Below are 12,234 nucleotides of genomic sequence, written 5' to 3' on the forward strand. Positions count from 1 at the left end.
GCGCCGCCCTTTCGCGAATGCGCGGCGCATCTCTTTGGCCGCTCGGGTGTTTGCGCCGATTATGGTTGCGGCGCCGTAAGATACAAGCGGAAATGCCTCGTCTCGCCTATGCGCCCCCTCACGGCGCTCAAGGGCGCCGGGAAGCGGCATATTCGAGGACAATCTCAGCCGCCCGCGCGCTCGGGCGCGCGCCCGCCTCCAAAAGACGCGCGCGCACGCGCTCGAAAGCGGCCAATTGCGACGCGCGAGGCGGCGTTTCGGCAAGGAGCGGCGCGAGCGCCGCGGCTAGGGCGCGCGGCGTCGCGGCCTCCTGCAAAAATTCAGGAACCGCGTTCTCGCCGATCACGAGATTGGGCAGCACGATGGAATGCGCCTTCACCAGGAAGCGCAGATAGGATTCGAGCTGCGACACGCGGTAGGCGACAACCATGGGCGTTTGCGCCAACGCAAGTTCCAGCGTGACGACGCCGGAGGTGACGAGCGCCGCTCGCGCCGTTCGGAACGCCGCGAATTTCTCAGCTTGCGAAATAAGGCGCGGGGCAATCGGCCAGCCGCGCAGCGCCTCCCGTAACGGCGCCTCCATATGCGGCGCGACGGGGATCGCGACATCGAGATGGGGGCAATCGCGCATGAGCCGTTCCAACGTCCGCCCATAGAGCGGCGTCATGCGCGTGATCTCAGCGAGGCGCGAGCCCGGAAGAACGAGGAGAAGCGGCGCGCGAGACGGCCCGCTTTCGCCATGAGGCGCAAGCTCGTCGAGCGCTTCGACAAGCGGATGGCCGACATAGACGCAGCGCGGCCCGCCGAGCTTCTCATGCGCCTGCGGCTCGAAGGGCAGCAAAGCGAGCACGCAATCGACATAGTCGCGCATCTTCCGCGCGCGGCCGGGACGCCAGGCCCAGACCGTCGGGCTCACATAATCGACGATGGGAATATCGGGTCGCGCCCGTCGCACCCGGCGCGCGACGCGGTGGGTGAAGTCTGGCGCGTCGACGATCACCAGACAATCAGGCTCGGCGGCAAGGACGGCGCGCGCCGTCTCGTCGATGTGCGCGAGGATTTTCGGCAGGCGCGCCAAGGGGGACAGAAGCCCCATGACGGCAATATCGGTGATGGGGAAAAGCGAAGCGAGCCCTTCGCCCGTCATCGCCTTGCCGCCGACGCCGATGAAGTCGACGTCCGGCGATCTTTCGCGCAAGCCGCGCATCAGGGCCGCGCCCAGCGCATCGCCGGAGGCTTCGCCGGCAATGACGAAAATGCGCGGGCCGGTCACGCGCGCTCGCCGCGCTGACGCGGCGCGCAGAGCGGGCGTCGAGACGGCGCGCGCAGGAAGGCGACGATCTCTTCGACCTCGGAAACGCCGGCATAGGTCGTCGCAACTTTTTCTACCCGGTCGCACAAAGTTTCCAGAGTGTCGTCGCCAGTGAAAAGCCGCCGATAGGCGTCCCGTAACCGAGCCACTCGTTCGGTCGAATAGCCGCGCCGGCGCAATCCGACGATATTCACGCCGAAGAGATGCGCGCGATTGCCGCCCGCAAGGCCAAAGGGGATGACGTCGCCTTCGACGCCCGCGAGTCCGCCGATGAACGCATGCGCGCCAATACGCACATTCTGATGCACCGCCGTTCCGCCACCCACGGAGGCGTGATCGCCGATGGCGACATGGCCGCCAAGCAAGACTTGATTGGCGAGAATCACGCCGTCGCCGAGGCGGCAGTCATGCGCGACATGCGAATAGGCAAGAAAAGCGCAGCCCGCGCCGACCCGCGTGCCCTCGCCGACGCCGGAGTTGATGGTGACGCCCTCGCGAATAATGCAGTCGTCGCCAATCGAAAGATCGCCTTCGGCGAGCGCGGCCTTGAGATCCTGAGACGGCGCGCCCAGCGAGACGAAGGGAAAGATCCGCGCGCGGGCGCCGATCCTCGTGCGGCCGGCGACGACGACGTGGGATTGCAGCACAGCGCCGGCGCCGATCTCGACGCCCGCGCCAATGTGGCAAAAAGGCCCGACGACGACGCCGTCGTCGAGATACGCGCTCTGCTCGACGATCGCGGTCGGATGAATGATCGCCGTCATGACGGCCGCGCGCGCCTTTGCGTCAGACGCCCATCATGGCGCTGATCTGCGCCTCGCAGACGAGAGCGCCATCGACCAGCGCCCTGCCCTGATACCACCAGATATTGCGCTTCTGCGCGGTCTTGGTCATGTGAAACTCCACGCGGTCGCCAGGGGTCACCGGCTTGCGGAATTTGGCTGCGTCGATCGTCATGAAATAGACGAGCTTGGGCCGCTCGCTCTGCGCATTCGCGCGCATGACGATGACGCCGGCCGTTTGCGCCATGGCCTCGATGAGAAGAACGCCAGGCATGACCGGCCGTTCGGGGAAGTGCCCCGTGAATTGCGGCTCGTTTATCGTGACATTCTTGATGCCGACGCAGGACTCGTCGCCGCGAATATCGACGATGCGGTCGACGAGCAAAAATGGATAGCGATGGGGCAGGCTGCGCATGATGTCGAGAATATCTGCGCTCTCGAGCGTCGCGCCGGCTTCCGTCCCTGACATAGTTTCCGTCCCCTGATAGCTGAGCGTCTAACGCGCTCCTTGGGGTCTTTTATATCGCCTTGTCGGGCTTGTCGCGTCGGGCCGTCTTATCGAGCAGCGCTTCGGCTCGGAGAAAACGCCGCAGGGGCCGCGCGGGGGCGCCGCCGAAGCGCGCGCCCGGCGGCACGTCGCGCGCCACGCCGGACTTTGCCGCGATGGCGGCGCCCTCCCCGATCGTAATGTGGCCGGCGAGCGCCGACTGACCGCCAAGCATGACGTAATCGCCGATCTCGCAGGAGCCGGCGATGCCCGTCTGCGCGGCAATGGCGCAGAATCGGCCGATCACGACATTGTGCGCGATCTGCACGAGATTATCGATCTTGGCGCCCTCGCCGACAATCGTATCGCGCGTCGCGCCGCGGTCGATCGTCGTATTGGCGCCGATCTCGACGTCATCCTGAATGATGACGCGGCCGAGTTGCGGAGTCTTGAGCCAGCCCTTCTCGCCCCGCGCAAAACCAAAACCGTCCTGCCCCAGCCGCGCGCCCTGGTGAATGATGACCCGGTCGCCGATCAGCGAGCAGATGATGCTGACATGCGCGCCGATGGCGCAATCGCGGCCGATGCGCACGTCGGGGCCGATGACGGCCTGCGGGCCGATGATGGAGCCTGCGCCGATCTCGGCGCCCGGCCCGATGATGGCGCCGGGATCGACCGTCACGCCGGGCTCCAGCCGCGCCTGCGGATGGATGATCGAGCTCGGGGAAACGCCGCTCGCGCGAAACAGCGACTCGGGCCGCAAGGCGTGCGGGAAGAGCTTCGACGCGGCGAGCGTCATGGCGCGCTGAGGGTCTGGGACAATCAGCCCGCTTATGCGCGCGGGCAGAAGATGCGCGTCCCGCGGTCGAATGAAACATGCCGTCGCGCGGCAGGTTTCGAGCGCGTCGACGTAGCGCGCAGAGGCAAAGAAACACAGATCGCCGACATGGCCCGCCGCAAGCGGCGCAACCCCGGTGATGAGCGCGGGCGGGGTCTCGAAACCGCGGCCCTCGGCGATGCGGGCCCCAGTCAGCTCGGCAATTTCAGCGACGGTGTAAGGGCGTGAGAGATGGAAAAAGGCCGCAACGCTCATATGCGTAGCCTGCCAGACTTTCGGCGCTCGAGATACAAAAAAGCGCGCCGGACGGAATCCGTCCGGCGCGCTCTAAGCGATGATTAGAAGTTGGTGCCGCCCGAGAAGCGGAAGTTCTGCGTGATGTCGGCGTTCGCCTTCGAGGTGATGACCGCGTAATCGAAGCGGATCGGACCCATCGGCGAGTTCCACAGCACAGAGGCGCCGACCGAAGAGCGAAGGCGGAAGGCGTTCGAATTCGGCACCACGCAGGTTCCCTGGCCGAACCCGGCCGCCGCCGTATAGGCCGCCAGACAGGTCACGCCCGGAATCGTCGGGAGATTATTGCTGTAGTTGGTGCGGCCCTCGAAGTTCCAAAGGCTGCCCGCGTCGGCGAAGAGCGCGCCTCTGAGGCCCAGATCCTTCGGCAGACCCCAAAGCGGGAACTGCACTTCGAGCGAGCCGCCGACATAGTCGGAGCCGCCGAGCGAGTTGCCGTAACGCGCATTGTAGGTGGTGAAGATATTCGAGTCGCGCGGACCGATGCCGCCCGGCGCGAAGCCGCGGACAAGGCTCGGACCAAGGTTGAAGTTGTCCTGAATGCGGGGCGTATAGCCGCCGAAGGGCAACAGATTGCCGCCTTGCAGACGCGCGATGCCGACCACGTCGTCGAGATAGGGAATCTCGTGGAAGTAGCGGACGTCGCCGGTCGTGCGGAGGTAGCGAGAATAGCCGCCCAGTCCCGCCGCGTCCTGGCTGAAAGTCGCCATCCAGCCGTTATGCGGGTTCCGGAAGTCGTCGATCGTATTGTAGTTCAGCGAATAGCCGATCGACGACGTCACGATCGTGCCCTGCGATTCCTTGATCGCCAGCGACGCCTCGCCATTCGATTGGCAGTTGTAGAAGAGATTCGGATAGCCCTGCCAGCTCGGGAAGAAGACCGAATAGCCAGGCGTGATCGCGGTCGGCACCGAACAGTCGTTGTAAGGCCGAGCGATCGTATTCGGGATCGAGATCGTCGTCTGATAGATCGAGTAACGCGGCGAGAAGCTGAGCTCGTCCGTGATCGGCACGCCGAGGCGCAGCGTGCCGCCGATCGAGGTCGAGGCGTAGATCGAGTAGTTGTAGGCGTCCTGCCGGCGCGCGAAGACGTCGAAACCCGCCGAAATGCGCTGATCGAGGAAATAGGGCTCCGTGAAGCTGAAGTTCACGCCGCGCGCGATCTGGCCCGCCTGCACCGACAGACGAACGGCCTGACCGCGGCCCATGAAGTTGCTCTCGGAAACCGAGACCTCGGCCAGGAAGCCCTGGTTCGTCGAATAGCCGCCGGAGACGCCGAAATTGCCCGTCGGTTGATCCTCGACGTCGACGTTCAGCACCACGCGGTCGGGCGACGAGCCCGGCTCATTGGTGATCTTGACCTTCTTGAAGTAGCCGAGGCCGTTCAGGCGGCGCTCGGCGCGATCGATCAGGACGCGGTTATAGGCGTCGCCCTCGCCGATATCGAACTCGCGGCGGATGACATAGTCGCGGGTGCGGGTGTTGCCGTGAATATTGATGCGCTCGATGTAGACGCGCGGGCCTTCATCGAGAACGAAGCGAATCGCGACCGTCTGCGCGGCGGGATTGCGCTCGCCGCGCGGACGGGCCTGCGTGAAGGCGTAGCCCTTCTTGGCGACTTCGCGGGTCAGCGCCTCGACCGTCTTCTCGACGGCGTCGCCATTGTAGACGTCGCCGGGCGAGAGCCGCAGCACGCCGTTCAGCGCTTCGCCGTCGATATCGGGAAGATGCGATTCGACGCCGACGGAAGAGACCCGATACTGCGGACCTTCTTCGACGACGACGGTGATGACGTAACCCTGCTGCGCGGGGTCATATTGCGCATCCGAGCTGATGACGCGGAAATCGGCGTAGCCGTTCTTGAGGTAGAAACGGCGAACGAGCTCGAGGTCGGAAGCGATGCGGTCGGGATCGTAGACGTCGCTGGTTTTCAGGAAGGAGAGGAAATTCATCTCCGTCGTTTCCATCATCCCGACGAGGCGGCGCGTCGAATAGACGTTATTACCGACGAAACGAATCTCCTTAACGCCGGTCTTGTCGCCCTCGACGACCGTGAACACGACGTCGATGCGGCCATTCGGCAGCTCGACCGTGCGATAGGAAACCTTGGCGGCGGCGCGGCCGGCGCGGCGATAGATCTCGGTCAGGCGGGCGACGTCAGCCTCCGCGACCTGCGGACTGAAGGCCCCGCGCGCCTTTGTGCGCAGTTCGGGCTGCAGGTTCTCGGTCTTGACCTTGCTGTTGCCCTCGATGACCACGCGGTTGACCTGATTGCCTTCGGTCACGCGGATGATGACAGTGCCGCCCTTGCGGCTTGCGGAAACAGTCGCGAAGCGCCCGCTCTGGCGAAGCGCCTCGAGCCCCTTTTCGACCTCTTCGGGGCTCGAGCCCGTGAAATAAGAGCGAATCGTCTCGGCGTCCGTGCGGGCGTTGCCCTGCACCACGATGTCCGCCGACGCCGGCGCGGAAAAGAGGAGAAGCGCCGCAAGCGCGGCCATAAGAAGTGACGAAGATTTCCAAATGCCGCCAGTGGATTGCATGTAATGCTGGTCCTCGTCCGCAACTTCCGCCGCCCGGAGCGCGGCGAATGACAACCTATTTGTGCAAGGCGAAACACGCCTTTCCGGGGTCCCGCCAAATCTTCTACAGGGTTTAACCACCCCTGCAAATCCAGAATGAATTCTGTTCGGGCAATTTGTCGAAGGCGTGGCGTCAAAGCCACTATTCATGGCTAGCAGACGGTTAACGGACCGCGAATGCGGTGAATAAAAATGAAGAAACCGCGACGCTGGTCGCGGTTTCGCCATAAACTTCGCAACTGCGCCGCTTGCGTCAGGACGCGCCAGCGAAGCGGTGGATGAGCCGGGCGATGTCGTTGTAGGTCGAGAAGATCATCAACACCCCGACCATGGCGAGCCCGACTCGGAAAGCGAACTCTTGCGCCCGCTCGTTCAACGCCTGGCCGCGGATGGCCTCGATGGAGAAGAAGAGCAGATGGCCGCCGTCGAGCATCGGAACCGGCATCAGATTCAGAAGGCCGATCGACACGGACAGTATGGCGATCAGATTGAGGAAGGGCGCGAGGCCGACCTTGGTCGCCGCCTGCGCCATCTTGCCCGAAATCTGCGCAATTCCGATTGGACCCGAGAGCTGATCGGCGCTTTCGCGGCCGCTGACGAGGCCGCCGAGATAGGAGCCGGTGCGATACACCACCTGCCAGGTCTCGCTGAACGCCAGCCTGACCGATTCGAGCGGCCCATAGCGCTCCTCCCGCACGTCGCTGGCCTGGGTCGACGCCTTGAGCCCGAGCATGCCGATTCGCATCTTTCCGGCGGGGCTCTCGACCTCGCGCCAGGCGGGCGTCGCCAGGATCGTCACGTCCTGCCCGGCGCGGCGCACCACGAAGACAAGCTTGGAGTCGGCGGAAACTGAAACGATTTCCTGCATTTTGGAGAAGGCGTCGATCGGCGCGCCGTCGATCGACAGGACGAGATCCCCCGGCAGGAAGCCGGCCGCCGCCCCCGCCCCGCCCTCGACGATCGAGCCGACGCGCGGCGCCAGGATCGTGCGGCCGTAAAAGCTGAAGATGCCAGCAAAAATCGCGATGGCGAGGACAAAATTGGCGAACGGCCCGGCGAAGACGATGGCCGCCCGCTTCCAGACCGTCTGCGCCGCGAAAGTGACGGCGCGCTCGGCCGCCGGCATAGCCTCGACGGCGTCGGGGTCCGGCAGGCTCGCGCCATTGGCGTCGCCATGGAATTTCACATAGCCGCCAAGCGGGATGGCGGCGACGCGCCAGCGCGTGCCGTAGCGGTCCGTTCTGGCCCAAAGCTCGGGACCGAAGCCGATCGAAAAGGCGTCGACCAGGACCCCGCACCAGCGGCCGACGATGAAGTGGCCGAATTCGTGGACGAAGACCACGATGGTCAAGATGAGCACGAAGGGGATGACGTAGGTCGCAAAAGTCGTCAACAGGTCCAGCACGGTCTCGTCTCCAACGCGTCACGCTCGCCAAGCTCCCCGCACAACATGGGGCGCGGGGCTTTTGGTTACTGAAGCGTTAAAATGCCTGAAGGCGCATCGACGGCCAAGGCCGCCCGCGACCTTTCTCTGACAATATGGTCAACGCCCAGCGCTTCCTCCACATTTTCAGGAGCCCGAGCATAGCCTTCGCGCAGCGCTGTCTCGCAGGCCTCCGCCACGTGGCGGACGATTCCGGCGAAAGAAATGCGGCCGCCGAGGAAAGCCTCGACCGCGATCTCATTCGCCGCGTTGAGCACATTGGTCAAGCCGCCGCCATGCGCCAGAGCGTCGAGCGCCAGCCTGAGCGCGGGGAACCGCTCGAAATCGGGCGCTTCGAATGTGAGCGTCGCGATTTTCGCGAAGTCGAGCCGATGCGCCGGCGTGGTGAGGCGCTCGGGATAGGCCAGACAATGGGCGATCGGCACGCGCATATCCGGCGGCGCCATGCCGGCGGTGACGGAGCCGTCCGAGAAAGCCACGAGCCCGTGCACGATCGACTGAGGGTGCACGACAACCTCGAGCTTTTCCGCCGGGACGCCGAAAAGATGGTGCGCCTCGATCAGCTCGAGACCCTTGTTCATCATCCCTGCCGAGTCGACCGTGATCTTGGGGCCCATCGCCCAGTTCGGATGGTTGAGGGCCTCCTCGACCGTCGCGCCGGCGATGCGCTCCTTGCTCCAGGTGCGAAACGGGCCGCCCGAGGCGGTGACGATCATGCGCTCGATCCGCGACGGGTCCTCCCCGCCCAGCGCCTGGAAGATGGCGTTGTGCTCGCTGTCGACCGGAAGGAGCATCGCCTCCATCTTTTTGGCGGTGCGCATGAAAGGCGCGCCGGCGCAGACGAGGCATTCCTTGTTGGCGAGGGCGACGTCGCGGCCGAGAGACAGCGCGGCGTGCGTCGGCTCGACGCCCGCGGCGCCGACGATGGCCGATACGACGAGATCGGCGTCGCGCACGGCGGCCTCGATCACGGCGTCGCGGCCGGCCGCCACCTGCGTATTCGTCCCCGCCAGCGCGTCCTTCAGCTCCGCATAGGCGTTTTCATCCCGAATCGCCGCAAATTCCGCCTTGGTGCGGCGGGCGACGTCGGCAAGCGCCTTGGCGTCGCGCCCGCCGGCGACGGCGGTGACCGAAAACCCCTCCGGATCGCGTTCCAGGAGATCGACCGTCGAGCGGCCGACCGAACCCGTTGCGCCGAGCAGGACGATACGGCGCGGCGCTCGGGCGCCCCCGTTTGCATGTCCGTTCTTCAAACCCATGAGCGCTTCACCAAAAAAAGAGGTTGGCCGCCGCCGAGGGATCGCCCCGGACCAAGCCGATCGCCGCCGCGAAAACGCAGGCGAAAATGAAACCATCCAGACGGTCCATCACGCCGCCATGGCCGGGAATGAGCTGGCTCGAATCCTTGACGCCGAAGCGGCGCTTCACGGAGGATTCGAACAGATCTCCCATTTGTGAGATGGAAGCCGCCGCCAGTCCGACCAGAAACACCTGAACGCTAGCAAGCGCCGGGCCGCCTCCGAGATAGGCGGTCGCAAGGCCGAGCAAAGCGCCGCTGACGACGCCAGTGATCGTGCCCGACCAGGTTTTCCCCGCTGAGACGCGGGGCCAAAGCTTGGGACCGCCGATCAGCCGCCCGCCGAAATAGGCGAAAATGTCGGTTCCCCACACGATTGCGAAGAGGAAGGCGATCGCCAGAATTCCGAAGTCGAATGATTCCCGCAGCCAGCAGACCGAAAAGGCCAGGGCCCCGGCATAGACGACGCCGCCGGCCGCCCAGACCCGCCGCGCCGGCCCGGCCAAAACGGCGACGATCGCCGCAAAGACGAGGATGTCCAGAGCCGCATAGCCTGCGAGCCCGTTCCGCCCAAAAGCCGCCGCCGCAGCCGTCGCCACGCCGCCGGCCGCGACCCTTGCGATGCGACGCTCGCCGCCAATCAGCCCCTGCCACTCCCAATTCACGGCAAATGCCGCCACGAGCCAGAAGGCAGCGAAAATAGCGCCCCCGAAATAGAGCGTCGCCACCGCCGCCGCGACGAGCACGACCGCAGAAGCGACGCGCGGCCCGAGGTCGGCGAAGCCGCCGCTTTTTTCCTTGGCCAGCGGGCTGGTCATGACGCCGTCTTGGCGCTGCGCGGCGACTCGACCCGGCCAAACCGGCGCTCCCGATGAGCGTATTCCTCCAAAGCGGAGACCAAAGCGGCCTGGTCGAAATCGGGCCACAGGATCGGCAGGAACACGAATTCGGCGTAGGCCGCCTGCCACAAAAGGAAATTCGAGAGCCGCTGTTCGCCGGAGGTGCGGATGATCAGATCCGGGTCCGGTATGTCGGCGGTGTCGAGGCGCGCGGAGATGGCGTCGGCGTCGATTTCATGCGGCGCAAGCCGCCCCTCCGCCACCATCTCGGCGAGCGCGCGCGCCGCCGCCGCGATCTCCTGCCGCGCGCCGTAATTGAAGGCCACGACGAGCGTCAGCCCGGTGTTGGCCGCCGTCACCTGCTCCGCCTCCTTGAGCAGGGCCAGAATCTCCGGCGCGAGATCCTCGCGCGCGCCGATGACGCGCACCCGCACGTTGTTGTCGTGCAGCTCGGACAGGTCGTTGCGAATGAACCGATGCAGCAATCCGAGCAGGCTCTGCACCTCTTCACGCGGGCGCGACCAGTTCTCCGCCGAAAAGGAATAGACCGTCAGATAGGAGATACGGAGCTCGATCGCAGCCCGGACGGCCCGACGAAGCGCCTCGACGCCGCGGCGATGCCCCTCGAAGCGCGGCAGGCCACGGGCCGCCGCCCAGCGGCCATTGCCGTCCATAATGAGCGCGACGTGGCGCGGGACAATCGTTATGCCGAGCGTGGTCGTCGCCATCTCCAAAAAATCGCCTTCCGCCATATGTCGTTCCGAATCGCCGGCCGATCTCAGCAATGGAGGCAGACGGTCGCCGCCGCGCTCGCGTCTCCAGCACGGCCCTTAGACCTGCATAATTTCCTTTTCCTTGGCGGCCAGGGCCGCGTCGATTTCCTTCACCGCCTCGTCGGTCGCCTTCTGCACCTCGGTTTCGTGCCGCTTGCCGTCATCCTCGGGAATGGCGTGATCCTTCAACAACCGCTTCAGCATGTCGATGCCGTCGCGCCGGACATGGCGCACCGCGACGCGGGCCTCTTCCGCATATTTATGGGCGACCTTCACCAGCTCCTTGCGGCGCTGTTCGTTGAGCTCCGGCATGCGGATGCGCAGGATCTGGCCCTCGACAGTCGGCTGCAGACCGAGATTGGCTTCACGAATCGCCTTGTCGACGGCGATGACCAGCGCCTTGTCCCAGACCTGGACGGCGAGCATGCGCGGCTCCGGCACGCTGACGGTCGCCACCTGATTGAGCGGCGAAATCTGCCCATAGGCGTCGACATGCACGGGGTCGAGCAGGCTCGCGGCGGCGCGGCCGGTCCGCAGGCCGCCGAACTCATGTTTCAGAGTTGCGATCGCGCCCTGCATGCGGCGCTTCAAATCCGCCAGATCGAATTTATCCGTCATGACCTTTACAACCTGCTTTCGTCGCCAGCAGCGCGAGGGCGCGCGCCCGGCCGGCGTGGTTTCTCAACTGGCCCGCGGACGCGCAGGTCCGCGATCAAAGCCCCTTATGGCATGTTTTTAGGCGTCGTGCGCAAGTTAAAGACGCGTGAGCTTATGGCGCGACGAGGGTCGAACGCCCGCCCCCGGCCAGCACCGAGGCGATCGCGCCGGGTTCGCCGATCGAAAAGACGATGATCGGAATTCGATTTTCCCGCGCCAGCGCGAAGGCGGCCGTGTCCATGACGGCGAGATTTTGGGCGATGGCCTCGTCATGGGTCAAGCGCTCGTAACGCTTGGCGGCGGGATCGCGCTTGGGATCGGCGGTATAGACGCCGTCGACCTGGGTCGCCTTCAGCACTGCGTCGGCCGAAAGCTCCGCCGCGCGCAGCACGGCGCCCGTGTCGGTCGTGAAGAAGGGATTGCCGGTGCCGCCGGCCGCGATCATCACCCTTCCCTTGGCGAGATGATGCAGCGCCGCGCGGCGCGAGAAGGATTCGCACAGCGAGGGCATCGGCACGGAGGAGAGGCAGCGGGCCGGGCGCCCCTGCATTTCGATCGCCTGCTCGAGCGCCAGCCCGTTCATGACGGTCGCGAGCATGCCGATCGAATCGGCGCGCGCCCGCTCGATGCCCGTATCGGCGCCCTTGATGCCGCGGAAGAAATTGCCGCCGCCAACGACCACCGCGACCTCATGGCCATTTTCCGAGGCCGTCGCCAGATCCTTGGCGATGCGCTCCAGCGTCGTCGCATCGAGGCCATAAGGCAGCGATCCTTGCAGCGCCTCGCCGGAAAGCTTCACGACCACGCGTTTATATCGCTTCGAGGCGTGGTCGGACATGACGGGTCTCTCTGATGGCTTGGGCGGGGGCGCGACTTAAATACGAATGGCGCGCCCCCGCCGCAAGTGACCCTTTCGAATCTCCAAAGCGAAA

11 protein-coding genes are annotated in these 12,234 nt (G+C 65.3%); all 11 read right to left on the bottom strand.

Annotated elements, in window-relative coordinates; translation table 11 throughout:
• Positions 1-127: 127 nt before the first annotated feature.
• The 11 genes from lpxB to pyrH all read right to left on the bottom strand — a co-directional run bounded on the left by lpxB (position 128) and on the right by pyrH (position 12,140).
• Positions 128-1,273, bottom strand: a complete 1,146-nt coding sequence (gene lpxB, locus QNA11_RS07885) for a lipid-A-disaccharide synthase (RefSeq protein ID WP_283482597.1) — start codon at positions 1,271-1,273, stop codon at positions 128-130.
• Entirely contained in the window at positions 1,270-2,076 is an 807-nt protein-coding gene (gene lpxA, locus QNA11_RS07890; protein WP_283482598.1) for an acyl-ACP--UDP-N-acetylglucosamine O-acyltransferase, read from the bottom strand. The genes lpxB and lpxA overlap by 4 nt, the downstream gene beginning before the upstream one ends.
• 22 nt (positions 2,077-2,098) lie before the next feature.
• A complete protein-coding gene (gene fabZ / locus QNA11_RS07895; protein WP_202073590.1) occupies positions 2,099-2,563 on the bottom strand; it encodes a 3-hydroxyacyl-ACP dehydratase FabZ in 465 nt (154 codons plus the stop codon).
• A gap of 49 nt (positions 2,564-2,612) precedes the next feature.
• Positions 2,613-3,674: a UDP-3-O-(3-hydroxymyristoyl)glucosamine N-acyltransferase gene (lpxD, locus tag QNA11_RS07900; RefSeq protein ID WP_283482599.1), complete on the bottom strand. Its 1,062-nt coding sequence runs from the start codon at positions 3,672-3,674 to the stop codon at positions 2,613-2,615.
• Between the two features lie 83 nt (positions 3,675-3,757).
• Positions 3,758-6,253 (bottom strand): outer membrane protein assembly factor BamA, encoded by a 2,496-nt coding sequence (bamA, locus tag QNA11_RS07905; RefSeq protein WP_283482600.1) that lies wholly within the window; start codon positions 6,251-6,253, stop codon positions 3,758-3,760.
• Positions 6,254-6,545: 292 nt separating this feature from the next.
• Complete coding sequence (gene rseP, locus QNA11_RS07910) at positions 6,546-7,697, bottom strand: RIP metalloprotease RseP (RefSeq protein ID WP_283482601.1); 1,152 nt, start codon at positions 7,695-7,697, stop codon at positions 6,546-6,548.
• 65 nt (positions 7,698-7,762) lie between these two features.
• On the bottom strand, positions 7,763-8,995 hold the full coding sequence (gene dxr, locus QNA11_RS07915) for a 1-deoxy-D-xylulose-5-phosphate reductoisomerase (protein ID WP_283482602.1): 1,233 nt from the start codon (positions 8,993-8,995) through the stop codon (positions 7,763-7,765).
• Positions 8,996-9,002: 7 nt separating this feature from the next.
• Positions 9,003-9,851, bottom strand: a complete 849-nt coding sequence (locus tag QNA11_RS07920) for a phosphatidate cytidylyltransferase (RefSeq protein ID WP_283482603.1) — start codon at positions 9,849-9,851, stop codon at positions 9,003-9,005.
• Entirely contained in the window at positions 9,848-10,624 is a 777-nt protein-coding gene (locus QNA11_RS07925) for an isoprenyl transferase (protein WP_246744924.1), read from the bottom strand. The genes QNA11_RS07920 and QNA11_RS07925 overlap by 4 nt, the downstream gene beginning before the upstream one ends.
• 78 nt (positions 10,625-10,702) lie before the next feature.
• Positions 10,703-11,263 (bottom strand): ribosome recycling factor, encoded by a 561-nt coding sequence (gene frr / locus QNA11_RS07930; protein ID WP_281928525.1) that lies wholly within the window; start codon positions 11,261-11,263, stop codon positions 10,703-10,705.
• A 151-nt stretch (positions 11,264-11,414) separates the two neighbouring features.
• Positions 11,415-12,140, bottom strand: a complete 726-nt coding sequence (pyrH, locus tag QNA11_RS07935; protein WP_202073583.1) for a UMP kinase — start codon at positions 12,138-12,140, stop codon at positions 11,415-11,417.
• Positions 12,141-12,234 lie beyond the last annotated feature (94 nt).

The organism is Methylocystis sp. JR02 (assembly GCF_030063565.1).
GTDB classification, from domain to species: domain Bacteria; phylum Pseudomonadota; class Alphaproteobacteria; order Rhizobiales; family Beijerinckiaceae; genus Methylocystis; species Methylocystis iwaonis.

Coding starts and splice junctions, on each gene's coding strand:
- lpxD (WP_283482599.1), bottom strand. CDS start 3,674: ATGAGCGTTGCGGCCTTTTTCCATCTCTCACGCCCTTACACCGTCGCT.
- dxr (WP_283482602.1), bottom strand. CDS start 8,995: ATGGGTTTGAAGAACGGACATGCAAACGGGGGCGCCCGAGCGCCGCGC.
- fabZ (WP_202073590.1), bottom strand. CDS start 2,563: ATGTCAGGGACGGAAGCCGGCGCGACGCTCGAGAGCGCAGATATTCTC.
- lpxA (WP_283482598.1), bottom strand. CDS start 2,076: ATGACGGCGATCATTCATCCGACCGCGATCGTCGAGCAGAGCGCGTAT.
- frr (WP_281928525.1), bottom strand. CDS start 11,263: ATGACGGATAAATTCGATCTGGCGGATTTGAAGCGCCGCATGCAGGGC.
- pyrH (WP_202073583.1), bottom strand. CDS start 12,140: ATGTCCGACCACGCCTCGAAGCGATATAAACGCGTGGTCGTGAAGCTT.
- QNA11_RS07925 (WP_246744924.1), bottom strand. CDS start 10,624: ATGGCGGAAGGCGATTTTTTGGAGATGGCGACGACCACGCTCGGCATA.
- bamA (WP_283482600.1), bottom strand. CDS start 6,253: ATGCAATCCACTGGCGGCATTTGGAAATCTTCGTCACTTCTTATGGCC.
- QNA11_RS07920 (WP_283482603.1), bottom strand. CDS start 9,851: ATGACCAGCCCGCTGGCCAAGGAAAAAAGCGGCGGCTTCGCCGACCTC.